Origin of the sequence: Nostoc sp. FACHB-152 (assembly GCF_014697475.1) — a bacterium.
Lineage (GTDB): Bacteria > Cyanobacteriota > Cyanobacteriia > Cyanobacteriales > Nostocaceae > Nostoc_B.
Genome location: NZ_JACJRV010000010.1, coordinates 102,948 through 122,882, shown reverse-complemented (window position 1 = coordinate 122,882; position 19,935 = coordinate 102,948). Strand labels below are relative to the sequence as shown.

Annotated in this window: 18 protein-coding genes; 12 read left to right on the top strand and 6 right to left on the bottom strand. The window is 40.3% G+C overall.

The window, feature by feature from the left end; genetic code table 11:
* Positions 1-212: 212 nt before the first annotated feature.
* Positions 213-617: an Npun_F0494 family protein gene (locus H6G76_RS11440; RefSeq protein ID WP_190699932.1), complete on the bottom strand. Its 405-nt coding sequence runs from the start codon at positions 615-617 to the stop codon at positions 213-215.
* Between the two features lie 192 nt (positions 618-809).
* Between H6G76_RS11440 and H6G76_RS11435 the strand changes: the two genes are divergently transcribed.
* Complete coding sequence (locus H6G76_RS11435; protein WP_190699930.1) at positions 810-1,247, top strand: peroxiredoxin; 438 nt, start codon at positions 810-812, stop codon at positions 1,245-1,247.
* Positions 1,248-1,355: 108 nt separating this feature from the next.
* Here H6G76_RS11435 and H6G76_RS11430 read toward each other — a convergent pair whose 3' ends face one another.
* The 3 genes from H6G76_RS11430 to H6G76_RS11420 all read right to left on the bottom strand — a co-directional run bounded on the left by H6G76_RS11430 (position 1,356) and on the right by H6G76_RS11420 (position 3,850).
* Positions 1,356-1,766, bottom strand: coding sequence for a hypothetical protein (locus tag H6G76_RS11430; RefSeq protein ID WP_190699927.1), 411 nt, complete (start codon positions 1,764-1,766; stop codon positions 1,356-1,358).
* Between the two features lie 43 nt (positions 1,767-1,809).
* Positions 1,810-2,694 (bottom strand): ABC transporter permease, encoded by an 885-nt coding sequence (locus tag H6G76_RS11425; protein ID WP_190699924.1) that lies wholly within the window; start codon positions 2,692-2,694, stop codon positions 1,810-1,812.
* Positions 2,695-2,830: 136 nt separating this feature from the next.
* Positions 2,831-3,850, bottom strand: coding sequence for an ABC transporter ATP-binding protein (locus tag H6G76_RS11420; protein ID WP_190699921.1), 1,020 nt, complete (start codon positions 3,848-3,850; stop codon positions 2,831-2,833).
* A gap of 239 nt (positions 3,851-4,089) precedes the next feature.
* Between H6G76_RS11420 and sixA the strand changes: the two genes are divergently transcribed.
* The 9 genes from sixA (at position 4,090) to H6G76_RS11375 (ending at position 13,463) form a co-directional block, all read left to right on the top strand.
* The gene (gene sixA / locus H6G76_RS11415) at positions 4,090-4,584 is read left to right on the top strand and encodes a phosphohistidine phosphatase SixA (protein ID WP_190699918.1); all 495 of its coding nucleotides are present in this window, start codon (positions 4,090-4,092) and stop codon (positions 4,582-4,584) included.
* Positions 4,585-4,696: 112 nt separating this feature from the next.
* Positions 4,697-5,833: a citrate synthase gene (locus H6G76_RS11410; RefSeq protein WP_190699915.1), complete on the top strand. Its 1,137-nt coding sequence runs from the start codon at positions 4,697-4,699 to the stop codon at positions 5,831-5,833.
* A gap of 605 nt (positions 5,834-6,438) precedes the next feature.
* Complete coding sequence (nuoH, locus tag H6G76_RS11405) at positions 6,439-7,557, top strand: NADH-quinone oxidoreductase subunit NuoH (RefSeq protein ID WP_190699911.1); 1,119 nt, start codon at positions 6,439-6,441, stop codon at positions 7,555-7,557.
* A 95-nt stretch (positions 7,558-7,652) separates the two neighbouring features.
* Positions 7,653-8,228 carry an NAD(P)H-quinone oxidoreductase subunit I gene (ndhI, locus tag H6G76_RS11400; protein ID WP_190699908.1) on the top strand — a complete coding sequence of 192 codons (576 nt, stop codon included), beginning with the start codon at positions 7,653-7,655 and terminating at the stop codon, positions 8,226-8,228.
* A 107-nt stretch (positions 8,229-8,335) separates the two neighbouring features.
* Positions 8,336-8,941, top strand: coding sequence for an NADH-quinone oxidoreductase subunit J (locus H6G76_RS11395; protein ID WP_190700052.1), 606 nt, complete (start codon positions 8,336-8,338; stop codon positions 8,939-8,941).
* Between the two features lie 60 nt (positions 8,942-9,001).
* Entirely contained in the window at positions 9,002-9,307 is a 306-nt protein-coding gene (gene nuoK, locus H6G76_RS11390) for an NADH-quinone oxidoreductase subunit NuoK (RefSeq protein ID WP_006199065.1), read from the top strand.
* A 6-nt stretch (positions 9,308-9,313) separates the two neighbouring features.
* Positions 9,314-10,234, top strand: a complete 921-nt coding sequence (locus H6G76_RS11385; RefSeq protein WP_190699905.1) for an NAD(+) kinase — start codon at positions 9,314-9,316, stop codon at positions 10,232-10,234.
* Between the two features lie 513 nt (positions 10,235-10,747).
* Complete coding sequence (locus H6G76_RS11380; RefSeq protein ID WP_190699902.1) at positions 10,748-11,548, top strand: GNAT family N-acetyltransferase; 801 nt, start codon at positions 10,748-10,750, stop codon at positions 11,546-11,548.
* A gap of 295 nt (positions 11,549-11,843) precedes the next feature.
* Positions 11,844-13,463, top strand: a complete 1,620-nt coding sequence (locus H6G76_RS11375; RefSeq protein WP_199337335.1) for a glycosyltransferase family 39 protein — start codon at positions 11,844-11,846, stop codon at positions 13,461-13,463.
* An 83-nt stretch (positions 13,464-13,546) separates the two neighbouring features.
* Here H6G76_RS11375 and H6G76_RS11370 read toward each other — a convergent pair whose 3' ends face one another.
* Positions 13,547-15,832 (bottom strand): glycosyltransferase, encoded by a 2,286-nt coding sequence (locus H6G76_RS11370; protein ID WP_190699899.1) that lies wholly within the window; start codon positions 15,830-15,832, stop codon positions 13,547-13,549.
* A 693-nt stretch (positions 15,833-16,525) separates the two neighbouring features.
* Between H6G76_RS11370 and H6G76_RS11365 the strand changes: the two genes are divergently transcribed.
* Together H6G76_RS11365 and H6G76_RS11360 are read left to right on the top strand one after the other, a co-directional pair.
* On the top strand, positions 16,526-17,245 hold the full coding sequence (locus H6G76_RS11365; protein ID WP_190699896.1) for a DUF4079 domain-containing protein: 720 nt from the start codon (positions 16,526-16,528) through the stop codon (positions 17,243-17,245).
* Positions 17,242-18,669 (top strand): cell wall metabolism sensor histidine kinase WalK, encoded by a 1,428-nt coding sequence (locus tag H6G76_RS11360; protein WP_190699894.1) that lies wholly within the window; start codon positions 17,242-17,244, stop codon positions 18,667-18,669. Before H6G76_RS11365 ends, H6G76_RS11360 begins: the two co-directional genes overlap by 4 nt.
* On the opposite strand, the gene H6G76_RS11355 is transcribed toward H6G76_RS11360, so the two are convergent.
* Complete coding sequence (locus H6G76_RS11355) at positions 18,657-19,868, bottom strand: ATP-binding protein (protein WP_190699891.1); 1,212 nt, start codon at positions 19,866-19,868, stop codon at positions 18,657-18,659. The genes H6G76_RS11360 and H6G76_RS11355 overlap by 13 nt on opposite strands.
* Positions 19,869-19,935 lie beyond the last annotated feature (67 nt).

Here is a 19,935-nt window from a genome sequence, read left to right as displayed (position 1 = left end):
CGCTCATCAACAGTTATACGCTAAGAAGCTTACAAAGCTCTAGGTAGAAAAATATTCATACCTAAGCTACTGCTCTATGTTACTTAAATAACTCTCATCAAAACTTCGGAAAGTTCCTCAGATGTTGATGAAGAATTTATATTGGATTTGATGCTTCCGTAGATATATTGTTCCCTTTTGTAACCTAAATATTAACTTTAAGATTTCTAATTCTAAAAAGGCAGTCTGAACCAACGAATGCCAGCATTGTATAGATAATCCTGCCAGGAAGGGGCAGGCCAATTTTTACCCTGATACTTTTCTATGAGTTGATGACCTAAAGGGGTGAGGCGAAAACTATCGGTAATTCCCTGTCCATCGACTTCTCGCCGTAGTACACCTACTTGGATTAACCAGTCTAAGGTGTTATAACAGGTCAGTTCTGATAAGGGACGCTGTGTATAGCCGTGTTTGACACCATTTTCTAGAGCGATCGCATTTAATGCTACACTCTGCTGACGCATGGCTATAAATAAACCAATAGTAAAAGGTGAACAAAAAAGCGATCGCTCTGCCCTAGCTACTGTGCTAGACGTGTAAGTGAAGGTTTTCGCGGTTTGAGAATCAAGGTTAGCCATTTGTGTATGTGTTTTTATTTGGATAAAGATTAATTTAAAAATATAGTATTTTACTGTACTAGCTACTTACTCTTGAGTAGAAATCGCTAGAACAAAATAATTGAAGCTGTTTTTCAGTTAACTTATTTAATTATTGTAAATTATTGTAAAATTTCAAAGTCATCAACAAACACCAAACAGGAAAGGTTCATTATGCCTCTAGCAGTTGGTACGGATGCACCTGCATTTACCGTCAAAGATACTAACGGCAACACTGTGTCATTGTCTGATTTTGCAGGTAAGACAGTTGTTTTGTATTTTTATCCCAAAGATGACACTCCAGGCTGCACCAAACAAGCGTGTAGCTTCCGCGATGCTCAAAATGATTATCAAGGCAAAGATGTAGTTGTTTTGGGTGTTAGTGCTGATGATGAAGCGTCCCATCAAGCATTCACTCAAAAATACAATTTGAACTTTCCTCTCTTGGCTGACACTAAAAAAGAGCTAATCACAGCTTATGACGTTGATGGTGGTGGTTATGCCAAACGTGTTACTTACGTTATTGATCCTAACGGCAAAATCACTCATGTTGATGCCAGCGTGAATACAGCTACCCACGCCAGCGATGTTTTAGCAGCCCTGGGTCTATAATTGCTGTCAACAAATAATTTTAGGATTTAGATTAAATCCATTTGACCTCACCTTTGTCTTTATTTCCTTTTCAGGATTTACAGGCTAGGTGAGGTTTTTGAATGTAATTCAGTTTTGTGATGGGACAATTTGCACAGGAGAAATCACACTTGGAGATGTGATTGTTGGTAAACCAGGAACCGCCTGTCCAGAAGCATTACCAGGTATATTGTTTGTGTTTTGATTCAGCCTGGCGCGTTTTTTGTTTAACTCGGCTACTGCTGAATTTAGTTCTTCATCTTTTTGTTGAGCATCCCAGTTGAGATTACCAAATTGTGCGCGATGAATCAGGTCAAGGGGATTTAAGTTACCTGAACTAGGAGAAAATGGATTGCTATCATCTTGGGAATTATCACCAGGATAAGCTTCAACTGTATTTAGTTGGGCTAAACTCGGTTGTGCTGTGAGGAAGGAGGCAAAGCTAATTCCTGCCAATGCTGCCACACAGAAGCTTTTAACTGAAAAAAATGATTTATGCATGAGATTCTTCTTTAATACACTCCAACAAAACCATGCTTCCATCTTAAGCAAGGGTTCGGCGTAATTGGGGTTGAATACTTAGTAAGGCGACAACAGCAAAGCCAAACAAAATTAATAAAGCACTGCCAAAGGTAATATCACCCCAAGGTGCTTGCATAACTACACTACCTAGTCCCCACTCGTTATGAAGATAAAGGTAGCGAATAGGCTCAATGGCGTAGCTGAGAGGGTTGAGGGTGGCAACAACTTGTAACCACTTGGGCATGAAAGATAAAGGTGCTAAAGCAGTGCTGGCAAATAGTAAAGGTAGGTTAGTAACAAAAATGACTGCGATTAATTCAATGTGACCAGGTAAGGCAAAAGCTAAACCAAGGGAAATTGCAGTGACACCCAAAGCTAAAAGGAAAACTATGAGGGCGATCGCACCTAACCCTGCTGCATCCGGTAGCCCAGCACCTAACAATGCTGCTGCACCTACAATTACGCCTGCTTGCAACAAGCTTTGACTAATAATAAAGATGGCTGAAGCAAAGACAATCGAAAACCGTGATGCTAGAGGCGCGACTAACAAACGATTCAAAAAGCCGAACTCACGGTCAAACATCACAGGCAATCCGGCATTTAATGCTCCAGCAAAAGCTGTAAAAACAATTACGCCAGCAGCTAAAAATTGTCCGTAATTTGTCGTACTACCAAATAAGCCCTTAGGTGCGTTTTGGAATAAAGCACCAAATAGTACTAACCACATCACAGGCTGAACAATTCCCGCCAATAGAGTTGAGGGGCGGCGTTGGAGTTGAATAAACAAGCGACGAGTTAAAGCCAGCGTCTCTTGTACCAAATCACCAAAAAAGTTAGGTGCAGCATCAACAGCTTGCGGTGAAGCTATTTGCTGCCAGTTGATATCAGTTTTAGGAGTAACACTCATAGGATTTTGTCATTAGTTATTAGTCAATGGTCAATGGTCAATAGTTAACGGTCATTGGTCAATGGTCTTAAGGTTTTTACTCTGGATTATTGACTCTTGACTTTGGACTTTGGACTATTGACTCTGCAAAGCAGATCTATCTCATATTTTGCTTCTTTTCGGCTTTGGGATCGCGGTTAGCAACGGCGGCTAATTCGGCATCCATTAATGTGCGTCCAGTAGCGGCGAGGTAGACATCATCAAGGCTAGGGCGAGACTGGGCGATGCCGAATATTGGTAAGCTAGCGTTATTGAGTGCTTGCTGGATGGTAATTAAGGCATCATTTTGGGCAGTGACTACCAAGTTGAGGGAATTACCTTGCGCGCTGTTGATGATGATTTCTTGGACAAAAGGCAAAGCTTGTAAGAGGTTTTTGGCTTTTTCGGCTTCTTCAACGGGGGAAAATTCCCGAATGCGTAAGGTAATGCGATCGCCTCCTACCCTATCTTTTAATTGGGAAGGTGTACCTGTGGCAATGACAATGCCACGGTCAATAATAGCCACGCGATCTGCTAGTGCGTCAATCTCTTCTAAATAATGGCTGGTAATTAATACTGTAGTTCCTGATGCTCGCAACTTCCGCAGGAAATCCCACACGACAAAACGGCTTTCGATGTCAAGTCCAACTGTTGGTTCGTCTAATACCAACACATCGGGTGCATGGAGTAGTCCAGCCGCTAAGTCGAGGCGTTTGCGTAAACCACCAGAATAAGTTCCTGTCTTTTTATTTGCGTATTCTTGCAAACCAAGTAAATCTAAAACTTTCTCAATTCGCTGTTTCGCCACTGCGCCAGGGATATGATAAAGTGCGGCTTGCAATTGCAGCAGTTCTTTTCCAGTCAGCACTTTATCGATGGCGACTTCCTGTGCTACATAACCGAGTTTTTGTCTGGCTAGTCTGGGGTTATCTAACACAGAAACGCCAGATACTTCAATTTTGCCTGCATCTGGAGTAGTGAGCGTACACAAAGAACGTAGGGTAGTGGTTTTACCTGCACCGTTGGGGCCTAGTAAACCAAAGATTTCTCCTGGTTCTACTTCAAAAGAAACGTCTTTGACAGCTTCAACAGTACCGTAGCGTTTTTGCAGATTTTGAATTAAAACGGCGGGAGCCATGACAGCCAATCCCTAACTATACAATTCGTAACACAGTCTTATATATATTGTAGTTGACTAGTGTTATGTGAAGCGATCGCTGTGATACGGCTCCCTTATTTTATGGCTGGCGTTGATGTCAAGCGATCGCGTGCAAATCTACCTAACAGCACCACTTAGGTACATAGTATTCGAGAATAATTAGGATATGTTAATTAACATCAGGCGTAACTCCTATCTCAGCACTTAAGGCTATCATTGTGGAACTGTATCTCATTCGGCATGGCATTGCCCAAGAGCGGCAAGCGGGCATTAAAGATGAAGAGCGACACCTCACCAAAGAAGGGCGGCAAAAAACTGAGAAAGTCGCCCAGCGTCTCCTCAAGCTGGGTTTGCAGTTTGATTTGATTGTCACTAGTCCTTTGGTACGCGCACGCCAAACAGCAGAAATTCTCGTCGCCACCGGACTGGGTTCGCAGTTGGAAGAGTCTACTCACCTCGCCCCAGGGGGGCATCTTTCTAATTGGTTGAGTTACTGGTTAGAACCAAAAAATTATTCCCAAAATACCCAGCTTGCCTTAGTCGGCCATGAACCTGATTTGAGTAGTTGGGCAGAAATTCTCCTTTGGGGAGAGGTGAAAGGCTGCTTCGTCCTGAAAAAAGCAGGTATGATCGGAGTAAAACTACCAGAAGCAGGATCTTTTTTGGGTCGGAGTCAGATGTTCTGGTTGACACCACCCAAGTACTTGCTATAACAGTTTTTCAACTCTTCTCGAAGAATTGTTGTGAGAAAGGCTACTGTTATGGTGAAAATAATTTCTGGTAAGTTAGCGTGATTGGATATTTCACAAAGTAAATGGTGTTGCCATGATGGTGTGCGAATACAAGCCTGGTTTAGAAGGCATTCCCGCCGCTCAATCGAGTATTAGCTACGTAGATGGGCAAAAGGGAATACTAGAATATCGTGGCATCCGGATTGAGGAATTAGCAGCAAAAAGTACCTTTTTGGAAACTGCTTATCTCTTAATCTGGGGTGAATTGCCAAGTAAAGAAGAACTGGAAGCATTTGAGCATGAAGTTCGCCACCACAGGCGGATTAAATACCGCATTCGGGACATGATGAAATGCTTCCCCGAAAGCGGTCACCCAATGGATGCTCTGCAAGCCTCTGCTGCGGCTTTAGGCTTGTTTTACTCCCTGCGAGATTTGCATAATCCTGCTTACATTCGGGATTCAGTTGTGCGCTTAATAGCAACTATCCCCACAATGGTGGCAGCATTCCAGTTAATGCGTAAGGGTAACGACCCTGTGAAGCCTCGTGATGATCTAGATTATTCCGCCAATTTTCTCTATATGCTCAACGAGAAAGAACCAGATCCTTTGGCGGCAAAAATCTTTGACATCTGCTTGATTCTGCACGTTGAGCATACAATGAATGCTTCGACTTTTAGTGCTAGGGTAACAGCTTCTACTTTGACTGACCCCTATGCAGTAGTTGCTAGTGCTGTAGGAACTTTGGGCGGCCCTTTACACGGTGGAGCCAACGAAGAAGTAATTCAAATGTTGGAAGAAATCGGCTCTGTAGAAAACGTCCGTCCTTACGTCGAGGAACGCCTACAAAACAAACAAAAGCTGATGGGCTTTGGGCATCGTGTCTACAAAGTGAAAGACCCACGAGCCACGATTTTACAAGACCTAGCAGAGCAATTATTTGCCAAGTTTGGGGCAGATAAGTATTACGACATTGCCCAAGAAATGGAACGGGTAGTTGAGGAGAAACTTGCTCACAAAGGGATTTATCCTAATGTTGACTTTTACTCTGGTTTGGTGTACAGAAAGATGGGTATTCCCACAGATTTGTTTACACCAATATTTGCGATCGCTCGCGTTGCTGGTTGGTTAGCGCACTGGAAAGAACAACTAGCAGAAAACCGGATTTTCCGTCCTACCCAGGTATACAACGGTCACCACGACGTTCCTTATACCCCCATCGAAAAACGTTAACTGGCAGTGTGACAGTTAAGACCTGATATCTCTTCAACTAAAAGTCAGCATCAACTCTCCTACTCAGGGGAATCAGAAATCCTATAAGCAGCCTATAACCGTTGCCAGCATGGAAGCGGCAGTTTTTTGATGCCTACTTACGCTAGGGGCTAGGGACTAGGGGCTAGAGGCTAGGAAAGAGTTTTTTAGTAAGCTATTGTGCATACAAGTTGCACTATTGAGACTGTGGCTAAACACTTCAAACCCTCTCCCTTGCTCCCCTGCTCCTCTGCTCCCCTGCGGTCTAAACTGCTCTCTTAGGTGCTTAACAGCATACTCAATCCCCAGCACCTAATCGCCATAGTGAATATCAATCTTACCTATAAGTAGAAGTTCTTGTACACTTACAAGGACTGAAAACCATGCAAGGATATACTAGGCATGGGAATATGGCAACAAATCTTAAATCAGGAGTCATCTCAGAAAGGCTGAAGGTTGAAGGTTGAAGCCTGAATGTTGAAGTAGAAAATACCTTACGGAAAGTCCATCAAAGGGTTACTTCATACTTCATACTTCATACTTCACACTTCATAATTCACACTTCAACTGACTTAACGAGCGAAAACATGAACTCAGGAATTGACCTTCAAGGAACTTTTATTAAATCCCTGATGGATTTAGGGCTACCATCTGGCACAGCCAAAGCAATTTGGATGCCGCTACCAATGATCCTGATGCTCATTGGGGCAACAGTGGGTGTGTTGGTGTGTGTGTGGTTGGAACGGAAGATTTCAGCAGCAGCGCAGCAGCGTATCGGCCCTGAATTTATCGGTGCTTTTGGCTTACTTGCTCCGGTAGCAGATGGTTTAAAGCTGGTGTTTAAAGAAGATATAGTACCAGCCAAATCAGACCCCTGGTTATTTACCCTCGGCCCAATCATTGTTGTATTGCCAGTATTTCTGTCTTATTTGATTGTGCCTTTTGGACAAAATATTGTCATTACCAACATAAGTATGGGGGTGTTTTTGTGGATTGCCTTGTCTAGTATTCAACCAATTGGGTTGTTAATGGCTGGCTATGCATCCAATAACAAATACTCTCTCTTAGGAGGGTTGCGAGCAGCAGCGCAATCTATTAGTTATGAAATTCCACTGGCGCTGAGTGTGCTGGCGATCGCTATGATGTCTAACAGCCTCAGTACAGTTGATATCGTTAATCAGCAATCTGGTTACGGCATCTTGGGTTGGAACATTTGGCGGCAACCCATTGGCTTCCTCATATTTTGGATTGCGGCCTTAGCTGAATGTGAACGCTTACCCTTCGACTTACCAGAAGCAGAAGAAGAACTAGTAGCAGGTTATCAAACTGAATACGCAGGCATGAAATTTGCCCTGTTCTATCTCAGTTCCTACGTGAACTTAGTACTTTCTGCTTTATTGGTAGCAGTTCTATACCTAGGCGGTTGGGATTTTCCCATTCCCATCAACACCGTAGCTAGTTTGCTTGGTATCAGTGAAGCTAACCCTGTATTACAAGTAATCACAGCTTCTTTGGGTATTACCATGACCGTACTCAAAGCCTACTTCCTAATATTTATTGCCATCCTGTTGCGCTGGACAGTACCACGGGTACGCATTGACCAATTGCTAGATTTAGGATGGAAGTTTTTGTTACCGGTTGGCTTGGTTAATCTCTTATTAACCGCCGCCCTGAAATTAGCCTTTCCTGTCGCCTTTGGTGGATAGTCAAAAGTCAAAAGTCAAGAGTCAATTGTCAATTGCTTTTGACTATGGACTTTTGACAATTGGCTAATAGCAAATTAAAGAGAGAGTGAAACACAATGCTAAAGTTCCTCAAGCAAGTTGGCGATTACGCTAAAGAAGCAGTACAAGCTGGTCGTTATATCGGTCAAGGTCTATCTGTCACCTTCGACCATATGCGGCGGCGACCAGTTACCGTACAGTACCCTTATGAGAAACTAATCCCCAGCGAACGGTTTCGCGGTAGGATTCACTATGAGTTTGATAAGTGCATCGCCTGCGAAGTCTGTGTGCGTGTATGTCCCATCAACTTACCCGTAGTAGATTGGGAATTTGACAAAGGCAGCAAAAAGAAAAAGCTCAAACACTACAGCATCGACTTTGGGGTTTGTATCTTCTGTGGTAATTGTGTGGAATTCTGCCCAACAAACTGTCTAGCCATGACAGAAGAATACGAACTTTCCACCTACGATCGCCATGACTTAAACTTTGACAGCGTAGCTCTAGGTCGTCTGCCTTACAAAGTTACTGATGACCCAATGGTTACACCATTACGGGAATTAGTATACCTACCTAAGGGCGTACTTGACCCTCACGATTTACCCGCAGATGCACCCCGTGCTGGCGCACGACCCGAAGACTTAGTGGAAAAATAAGATTAGTCAATAGTCAAAAGTCCAGAGTCAATTGTCTGTACTACTTTGACCATTGACATTGACCATTGACCATTATTGACCATTGACCATTGACCGAGGACAAAAAAGTGAATCTAGCGGAAGGTGTACAGATTGTTTCGTTTGGCATATTAGCTGTGATGATGATTGGAGCAGCACTGAGTGTAGTGCTGTCTTCTAGCATTGTCTATTCTGCCTTTATGCTGGGAGGCGTATTTATCAGCATTGCAGGATTGTACTTGTTACTAAATGCAGATTTTGTAGCAGCAGCCCAAGTGCTGATTTATGTTGGGGCGGTTAACGTGTTAATTTTGTTTGCCATCATGTTGGTAAACAAACGCCAGGACTTTACTCCATATCCCAGTGCGGGAGTGCGAAAAGTACTCACAGCCGTAGTTAGTGTGGGATTATTTGGACTGTTGAGTGCAATGGTTTTGGCAACACCTTGGGCATACTCAACGACTCCTGTGAGTGGTGAAAGTTCTATCATCTTAATTGGTGAGCATTTCTTCAGCGACTTTTTATTACCTTTTGAATTAGCTTCGATTCTGTTACTGATGGCAATGGTAGGCGCAATTATTCTGGCACGTCGTGAATATTTACCCGAACCTTCTTCAGATTTGTCCCAAACCGTTTTGACCTTGCCTGAACGCCCCAGAGAGTTGGTATCAGCAGGTCAGAAACCACAAGAGTAACATTTGCGAATTAATTAGCAGGTCAACAGTTAGCATATTTCAGAAGGAACACTAAGATTCATGCAACTTCAGTACTTTTTATTACTGGCAGCCGCTTTGTTTTGTATTGGTATTTACGGTTTAATTACCAGCCGTAATGCTGTGCGCGTGCTGATGTCGATTGAGTTGCTGCTGAATGCTGTTAATTTGAATTTAATGGCATTTTCCAACTTCCTTGACTCAACATTAATTAAAGGCCAGGTTTTCACCGTGTTTGTGATTACTGTGGCTGCTGCTGAAGCGGCGGTGGGTTTGGCGATCGTATTGGCGATTTATCGTAACCGTGACACCGTTGACATGGAGCAGTTTAATCTCCTGAAGTGGTAATTTGGCGTGCAACTCAAGCAGGTAATCATTGCTTATAAAGCGCGAGATTCTCAAAGTAAACGCTGGGCTGAAATTTGTGCCAAGCAACTAGAAAACCGCGATTGCCAAGTATTAGTGGGGCCTAGCGGGCCAAAAGATAACCCTTACCCGGTCTTTTTGGCTTCGGCTGGCCAACCAATAGATCTGGCTTTAGTACTCGGTGGTGATGGCACAGTTTTAACTGCTGCCAGACATTTAGCCCCAGCTGGTATCCCTGTTCTTGGTGTGAATGTGGGCGGTCATCTGGGCTTTTTAACCGAGTCTGTAGATGAATTTCAAGATACGGAAAAAGTTTGGGATCGGCTGTTTGAGGATCGTTATGCTATTCAACGGCGGATGATGCTACAAGCGGCAGTGTATGAGGGACATCACACAAACTTGGAACCAGTCACCGAACGCTACCTTTCGTTGAATGAATTTTGTGTCAAACCCGCTTCTGCCGATCGCATGATCACCTCAATTTTAGAAATGGAAATTGATGGTGAGGTAGTCGATCAATATGTCGGAGACGGGTTGATTATTTCTACTCCCACAGGTTCCACTGGTTATACAGTTTCGGCAAATGGCCCCATCATGCACGATGGTATGGAGGCAATTACCATCACGCCTATTTGTCCCATGAGTCTTTCTAGTCGTCCTTTGGTCTTACCTCCGGGTTCTGTCGTGAGCATCTGGCCGTTGGGCGATTATGATTTAAGCACTAAATTGTGGATGGATGGCGTGTTATCTACTTCAATTTGGCCTGGACATCGTGTTGATGTGCGGATGGCTGATTGTCGAGCTAAATTTATTGTTTTACGAGAGAACAATTCTTATTATCAAACGCTGCGCGAGAAGTTACTCTGGGCAGGTACGCGGGTTCGCTACAGCAATAATCATCGTAATTGATGACCCTTGTATCCAGCCTCAGTGTCATTCTCGGCAATCTCATAGGCGATGCTTCTACCACAGCCCTGATATAAAGCCCCCAAACAAAATTGGGGGCTTTATTGCCGGATGGAGTCAAGGAAATTAACTGTTAATATTGACAGAAAATTTAATATATGCATAGTAAAATTTGTATCTTATTGCCAGATTTTTCTCGAAGCCAACAACATAATGAAAACACCCCATCTCTAATAGTCTGACAACCTAAAATTGCGATTGGGAAGGGAGCAGGGGAGCGGGGGAGCAGGGGGGAAAGAACTTTATTTTCTTCCCATGACTTTGCAAAGTTGCCTTGCCAGACTACCAGGAATAATGATACTTTCCCTCCTGCCTTCTGCTATCAAACAAACTCTCTATCATCTATGCTGGAAAACCGCGCCTGTAACGCTTGGGCATATTAGTGCATCGTATGCTTTCTTTTTAAAGCGCGTAAACCCCAGTAGGATATCTCCGTAAATCTAAGTTAGAAGACCGATGGAAATTTCTTACTGCAATATTAATGACCAACTTAATTTTTTTTTGAAAGATTTTCCAGTCCTTCAAACCGATAAGTATATCCTACGGCTTGCCTCTACTGAAGAAGAATTAGAATCTATCTTCCGCTTGCGGTTTGAAGTTTTTAATTTAGAACTAGGTTTAGGCTTTTCTAGTTCTAGCCTCACTCAAATGGATCAAGACAAGTTTGATGCTTTTTGCCATCATTTGATCCTAATTTCTAAACATACTGGTAAAACTATTGGAACATATCGGATGCAAACTTATAAAATGGCATCTCAAAGGCTAGGTTTTGATGCTGCTGACGTATTTAATCTCAGCACAATTCCAGATTCTGTGCTGCAAGCATCTGTGGAAGTTGGGCGTGCTTGTATTGCTAAGGAATTTCGCAATAGTCAAGCATTACTATTACTCTGGGAAGGATTAGCAAATTACCTCATCTGGAGTAAAAGCAAATATTTTTTTGGCTGTGCATCATTACTCACGCAATCTTCTAGACAAGCTGCTTGTGCTTATAACTTTTTTCAAAAACATAAATTCATGCATTCAAGTATTTTGGTTTCTCCAAATTCGCAATACTCTTTAGAAACTATCCATACCTGTTCAAATAAATGTGATTTAGAAATTCCCAAAATTTTACAAGCTTATTTGAGTATCGGAGCCAAAATATGCAGCCTACCAGCAATTGATCGGCAATTTAAAACAATTGATTTTTTGACTATCTCTAATATAGAAAACTTTACTAGATGGCATTCACCAGCTTGTTTTGGTAAAAAATAAGTGCGTCTTTAGCAAAAAAATAACAGCCTGCTAATATTTTAATCATAACAAATAGCATCAACCAGGGATTTTACTTCTACCATTGATACTTGGCTGCAAATAGCTAGATAGTATCAATCAAATAAATTCAGTTCATCACAATGAATATTATTCGCTCTAGAAATTAATTAAATCTTGTACCTCCTGCCAAACAAGGGTTTTACACAGTAATCAATCCTTTGGGAGTTGACTAATAGCGCGATGTATGAAAAAAGTTAAAGCTAGTGTCTCGCAAAGTATTTGATTTTGCATCTTCATGAGCAACTCAATTATACGGAATTTCAAACTAGCTCCAAGTTGGTTGCGGTTGTTGATTGTCGTTGTGTTAGTAGTTGGGGTATTTTTTCGCTTTTTTAACTTAGATGGCAAAATTTACTGGCATGATGAAACTTTTACTTCCTTAAGAATTTCTGGCTATACAGCAGGTGAAGTTAAACAGAGAATATTAACTAATAGTGTGATTACGAAAGAAAGTTTAGCCCACTATCAAGGTTTAAATCAGGAAAAAGGTTTAAATGATACTATCAAATCTTTAGCAATTGAAGACCCTCAACATCCGCCAGTGTATTATGTCCTTGCTAGATTTTGGGTCGGAATTTTTGGTAATTCAGTTACAGCAATCAGAAGTTTGTCGGCGTTGATTAGCTTGTTAGTATTTCCTTGTACTTATTGGCTTTGCCGAGAATTATTTCCTGCACCTTCAGGGATAACAAATGTTGCGATCGCACTTATGGCTATATCCCCGATTCAGTTAGTATATGCTCAAGAGGCCAGAGAGTATATACTTTGGGTTGTCACTATTTTGCTATCTAGTGCGTCACTTTTACGAGCATTAAGATTAGATGCAAAATCCCAAAATAACCTATCAATTAGGATTGGGAATTGGGTAATTTATAGTGTAACTTTAGCATTAAGTTTATATACATTTTTATTGAGTGGATTTGTAGCAGTTGCTCATAGCATTTATGTAATTGCTACTGCTAAATTCTCAGTAAACAAAACTGTCAAAGCTTATCTTTTAGCATCCTTAGCAGGCTTTTTAGCATTCATGCCTTGGATAGCAGTTTTGATAGATAATTTTGGACAGTTTGATAAATCGACATCCTGGACAAAATTGCAATTACCATTAGAAGCTTTAATAAAATCTTGGCTGTTACAGTTGAGCCGAATTTTTTTAGATTTAAACTTTGGCTTTGAAAACCCTATATCTTACTTAATAACACTAATATTTTTAACTTTAGTTGTATACGCTATTTACTTCCTTTGTCGGACGGCTAAATCTCAAGTCTGGCTATTTATTGTAACCTTAACTGTTTTACCAGCATTGCCCCTGATGCTACCAGATTTAATTGTTGGGGGGATACGCTCACTTTCAGAACGCTATTTATTACCATCTTATTTAGGTATCCAACTAGCGGTTAATTACTTAATAGCTCAACAATTATGTAATAGAAGTTTATTACGCCGCCGAATTGGGCAATTTATTATGATGGTGCTGATAATTTGTGGGTTAGTTTCCTATTGTGTAAGTTCTCAAGCAGAAACTTGGTGGAGTAAAGTAATTAGCGATGGTAATCCACAGGTTGCCAAAATCATTAATCAAGCCGAAAATCCTCTTTTGATTAGTGATGATGTAGGAATTAATTATGGAAATGTGTTTTCTTTGAGCTATGTTTTGCAGCCAAAGGTAAAATATCTATTACTATCAGAACAGAATTTTCCTAATATCCCCAATGGCTTTAGTGATATTTTTTTATTAAGCCCTTCAGAGAAATGGCGCAAGGAAATAGAAGTTCAATATAAATCTATAACTAATGTTGTTTATAGTGACAATCATTATCAGCTTTGGAAAGTAGATATAGTAGGCGACAGGTGACAGGTTATAGGTGATAGATTTACAAGTCGTTTGGTGTCAATAACAATATCCCCGACTTCTTAAAGAAGTCAGGGATTTAACCTCTATATTTTAGAAACTGTTACGGGATTTATTTCCACTTTTCTCTCAAATAAAATGCGCGGTTTCAACAATATTCTCAACAGTAACCATAATGAAGCTAACTCTCCGGGTGCTTTTTGACGCTTCCACTGTCCCGGACGGCAAAATAACATTTCTACTAAACGGCGATGTTGGCTTAAAGTCAATGATTCAAACCCAATTCTGACTGTGGGAAACTCATCTTCAAATCCAGTGCTGATAATTTCTGCATCAAGCTGTAGATTTTCTTCGGCGATTTTAATTTTTACTGGTTGAGTTACAACTAATTTGATAGGCGGTTGCTGAGTTAGTGCTATTTTTGCGCCAACTTCGGAAATCATTGTTGTTACACCCCAAAAATTATAACTACCGATTTTTACCTGCACGACTCGCCGTAAATCGAACCATTCAAATTTATCAGTTTTAGGAGCATCCAACAAAATTAATAAAGCACTACCAATCATGAATAAATTGTAGATACTCCACAGCCAACCTAAGCCTAAGCCTGTTGTCTGTTCAGCCACTAATGGTAATGTTGTAGTTGCCGGATGCTTGACTATGCACATACAAAAGTTCTGCAACAAACTAGCAGATGTAGCAATAAATAATACTATCAAAGGCAGGGCTAATTTCCAATTAAAAATATAGCGATCGCTCTTTATCCCTTTAGGTGTAACTTTAAAGCCTTTCGAGAAGGGATTAAATAGAGAGCGCATCACAGTTAAAGCTATAGGAAAGCATATGACTAAAAAATATAAATCTGACAATAAAGCTGACCGCGAATGTCTATTTAACCAACTAAATACTGAAAGATTAACTAAGTAAAAAGGTAGCCAAAAATAAAGCAAATTTGGTAAGTTTGAGTAAATAGGAATTACACCTAAAAACGAATAAGCTAAGGGCATTAACAGAAAATAAATTCGAGCAATACTTCCTAGCCAATTCAAATATCCTTCTAAATGAGCCATCCTTTGCGCCAAACTTAGCCCTGGAATTGTTAAAGGATTAGCTTTAATAAATAATCCTTGGAGCGTTCCTTGCGCCCAGCGTAAGCGTTGAGTTGCATACGCGCTCATGTTCTCTGCTGCTAACCCAGCACTTAATAATTCATTTAAATAAATAATGCGATAACCTTGAGCAGACAGATTAATTCCTGTAAAGTAATCTTCAGATAAAGATTCAGTGACAAAACCTCCATTCTCTTCTAATGCGCTACGACGAACAATAAAAGAAGTACCAGCACAAATCGCGCTATCAGCAGTATCTCGGATGGACTGAATGTGGCGATGAAATACTTCTTCATCAGGAGTGAGAATATTTTCTAAGCCAAGATTACGGGCTATGGGGTCAGAATTATAAAAGCTTTGGGGAGTTTGAACAATGGCTATGTTTTCATCTTGGAAAAAGCCAACCGTGCGGGTAAGAAAGTTTTTAGTAGGGACAAAATCTGCATCAAAAACAACAATTAATTCACTATCTGTTTGAGCGATCGCATGATTTAAGTTCCCAGCTTTAGCATATTGATTATTTGCTCTTGCAATATAGTGACAGCCTAATTCTTGGGCTAATCCCCGCATCTGTGAGCGTCTATTATCATCCAAAAGATAGATTTTTTTGTGCGGGTATTCTAGAGCTTGACAACCAATAATTGTGCGCCGGACTATAAATTCTGGTTCATTATATGTCGGAATAAAGATGTCTACAGATGGTGTAAAACAGCCAGCAATTACAGCAATTGATTTTTGATCTGCCTCGCGGTGACGCTCTTTGATATTTAACATTAAGAATAGCTCAATTAAGATGCTGCAAAGCGTCACAAATTCAAAGCCAAATAACCCCAAACTAATTACCCCATTTAGTGGATCAATCAGGTTAAGGGTAGAAAGCGATCGCCACAACAAATACCGCAAAGTTAAAATAATTAAAATCCCTACGACCAACCTCTGCGACCAAATACGGGGTTGAGGAGAAAGTTTCATTACTGCAAACACAGCGAGTAGTAATAGCACAGTTGGTAGCAGTAAATATTCATCCTTTACCATTGGTGCTTCTAACCACATAGGTGGGTTGGTTTGCCAAAGATGAATTTGAGTAAAAAATTTATTAATTGTGCTGAATCCGGCAAACCAACCTCCTACCAAGAGGCTTATTAAACCAACAATACTCAAAAGAATTAGCGTTGCCGACCGAAATTGAAAAACTCTTTGAGAAACAGTATTTTTATTAGTTTTTCGTTTCTGATTGAATTCTACAATCTCGCGTTTTCGCACCTGATTAATCTCCTAAATTCTCAAAAATTTATTTGCTATTTAATTCTTTGCGTCAACTTAATATATAGCAATCCTGAACAGTTGTGATTAATTTTTCAATAATTGGGCGAATAAAATTCGCTGATACACAAACAGAGTTAAATTACAGGAACTATATATAATAAGCCGTGCAGGCAGGTTTTGCCTGTGTAGCCGCAATTCAGAAGATGTTGACATGAACTATGTTATTGTTAGTTGAAATTAGGCTAAAAACTCTCAAATTGAATTTTAAACCAATTCTCAGCTTAAATTAATCTTCAACATGGCAGATAGATTTAAATTATCATCATATGCTGAATTCGCAGCTATAAATCATATGTGAGTCAAGAGTTTTGCTGTTCTTAGGAAAGTGCAACTTTTAGGTTTAGCTTGATTAAAAAGCTAACTGCATATTAGACTGCTACTAAGATACTGTCGTTAATACTTCAATTACTCAAGCTGTTACTTTTGTAACCTTGTCTGGTTAATTTCAGCTTCTAGAACACCCATCCAAGGAGAATTTAGCAGCACAATCAAAATCACAAATTTATTATAGTTTCAAACCGGACAGTAGCATCGATGTGGTTGTAGCTTAATTAGGGCTGCTATAGAAGTTCGGTTTGATGAGTGAACAAAAGTTTTGTCAGTTGTAAATAATTAATTGTCAGATATTTTATGGAAATAGCAGATTTTTTAGGGCTTGTACATCCAGCGATCGCAGTTATTTTTGTCTTTCCCCTGATTGGCAACATCGTTAATTTTGCTTGGCAGACACGTCAACGTCGCTTGCAAATTTCAACGGAGGGTAAGAGTAAAATTCCACCTATTGTTGGCAAAGAACATAAGCAATTAGGTGATTGGCTAGCCAGTTCAGTTGTGGGATTAACTTTAGTAGGTTTAGCCTATGCTATTGGTAAAAATATTGTGCAGAAGCAACTATGGAGTACAGCTAGTTTTCAAGTAATTTTCATCTTATTAATGTTTGCTGCGACTATAGTTTCTCTCGTATTGCTTTATCGGTCAAATCAGAAGTTATGGCGCGGTATTTTTGCCACTTTAACTGGCGCTGGTTTAGTAATTATTGGCTGTCAAGATGGAGTGTTCAGACGCACAAACGAGTGGTATTGGTCACATTACTATATCGGAATTACCGCAGCCTTACTGATGATTTTTTCTGTAGCAATTGTGCAAGATATTTATCAAGATAAATCTCATCGTTGGCGGTTAATTCACACAGTTTTAAACTGTGTAGCTTTATTACTATTTATGGGTCAAGGGTTAACTGGAACAAGAGATTTATTAGAAATTCCTTTAAGTTGGCAGGAACCATACATTTATCAGTGTGATTATGTCAACAAAACTTGTCCAATGCCAAACACTCAAGAGCCAAAGTGAACCAACTCAAGCAATTATTACAAAAAATTGACCCTTTTTCGTTACGAGTCCGCCTGAGCGTTGGGGTGGCTGCGGTTTCAGCTTTAGGATTAGGCAGTCTCTCAATCTGGACAAGCTGGAAAATGCAGCAACTTTTAATTAATAAGCATAAAAATAATATTCAACAAATCGCCACGCGTTTACCCCATGATATAGAACTTTATCATAAAATGATGCCATCAGCTGATGGTGAACAAAAAATAATTGATAGTTTAAGTACTAACAATACATTTTTATGGATAAAAAGCTTTGATAATAAGATTTTGGCAAAATCACAGAGCTTAAATCATTTATCTCAACCAACAGTATCTCAGTTAATTTCGTTAACTGAGATGTCAATGAAACCCCAAGTTAAAAAAGTAGATGAACGTTATTTTGTGCTGTGTGGTGGTGCATTACCATTACGCGGTAAGGTAATGGGACAATTGTTTGTTGTGCAGGATGTTACCTATGAACAAACGATGTTTTTAGTAATTGTGCAGAGTATAGAAATTGGTAGTATTTGTACAATCATTGTAATTTCTCTAGCGATCGCACTTTATATTCAACGTTCTCTGCAACCTCTGCGCCAGTTAAGCCAAATGACAGAAGTTATTTCCATTGCAGACTTAGGACAAGCGCAACTGTATTTAGACAATGCACCTAGTGAAGTTAGAGAATTAGCCCAAACCTGCAATATGATGTTATCGCGCCTTGCCCAAGCTTGGGAACAAGAGCGACAATTTGTGAGTAATGTATCTCACGAGTTACGCACACCTCTGACGATAGTACATGGTTACTTGCAAAGTGTTTTACGCAGGCAAAGTAATTTAACCGAAATTCAGCGCGAAGCCTTAACAACAGCATCGGCGGAAGCCGAACGTACTATTCGTCTTCTGCAAGACTTACTTGATTTAGCCAGGGCAGATAGTGGTTATTTGCATTTTCGCTTAGAGCGTTGCGTAGTGAATGACTTAGTGGCAGAAGTTGTTGCTATGGCAGAGATTTATAGCGATCGCCAGATTACAATTGAATCAGCAAGTCAGCCAATCGTAGTTAAAGCCGATTACAACCGCCTCAAACAAGTTTTACTAAATTTGACTGATAACGCCGTTAAATACTCTGAACCTGAGACTCCTGTGGCTGTGAAGCTACATCAACAAGGAGACGAAGCTATTATTCAAGTTTGCGATCAAGGTTATGGTATCCCGTTACAACATCAATCACGCATTTTTGAGCGATTTTACCGTGTAGATGAAGCGCGTACCAGTTCTACTGGTGGTTGTGGTTTGGGGTTATCAATAGTTAAAACCCTGGTAGAAGGGATGGGTGGTCATGTAACAGTGCGATCGCGCTTAGGTGAAGGAAGTATGTTTACAATTACTTTGCCAGCTTATTCATTCTGACTGTTCATATTATCCAAGCCCCGATAATTTAATGGTAGTATCACTGTCACCGTAGTCCCCACATTCTGCTGACTTGCGATAGAAATCTCACCACCATGTATATCCACGCACTTCTTTACCATAGCCAGTCCTAGCCCTGTGCCTTGAATTCGACGCACATTGCTAGCGCGATAGAAAGTTTGAAATAAATTTGTTTGGTCTTTTTCTGGTATACCTATCCCTTCATCTTGCACCCGAAAAGTTGCCATACCATCACGACAACTTAAATGTAACCAGATATTTCTTTGTGGTGGAGAATATTTAATAGCATTAGAAATTAGATTAGTCAGAATATGATGAAGTAGTTCTTCATCCATATAGGCTGCGGTGCATTCCCCTTCAAAGTTAAAGATCATAGTGTACTGTTCTCCAGCCTGCATTTGAAAAACTTCTATCATTTCTTCGCAAAAACTGATTAATTCCAAAGGTGCAGGTTTGTATTCTAATTTTGCAGCTTCGCTTCTGCTTAAAAACAACACTTCATCCAATAGTTGAAGCATATGGTTAATAGAATCTTGTACCCGCTCAAAATAGAAATCTTTCCGCTCTTCAGTCAATTCACTATTATTTTGGATAATATCTATAGCAGTCCGAATTGTCGTCATCGGATTGCGAAACTCATGAGAAACCATTGCCACAAAATTTGACTTTAGCTCATTGAGTTGTTGTTCTTTAGCTAGTGCCTGACGGCTGATTTCTTCACTTTCTCGTAACTTTTTTAAAATTTCTTCTCGTTCAATGGCATAGCGAATAGCACGTACTAACCGTTGAATTGTAATTTGGTCTTTAACTAGATAATCTTGCGCGCCTTCTGCTAATGCCTGCATGGCTAATTCTTCATCATCCAGCCCTGTCAACACGACTACAGGAATATCTGTAACTGCTGCTTTATATCCTTTTAAAGTATCTAACCCAACAGAGTCTGGCAAGCCAAGGTCTAATAATACTACATCAAATTTAGCTTGTCTAGAAGCTTCATTTTCTTGCTCATCTGGACTTAGTTCATAACCTGCCAAACTAACATCTATTGCTTGGGATAATCGTTCAACGTGTATCATCTTTAAACCATGTTTATCTGCATGGAGAAATATCCGTTGCAACAGCTTGGCATCGCTGGGGCTATCTTCTACAAGTAAAATGTAAATCTGATTTTTTTGCATAAACAATAAGCGTTAGATAAATTGTCCCAATAATTATCTGCATTTTTCATTTGTAGAACAGCACTAA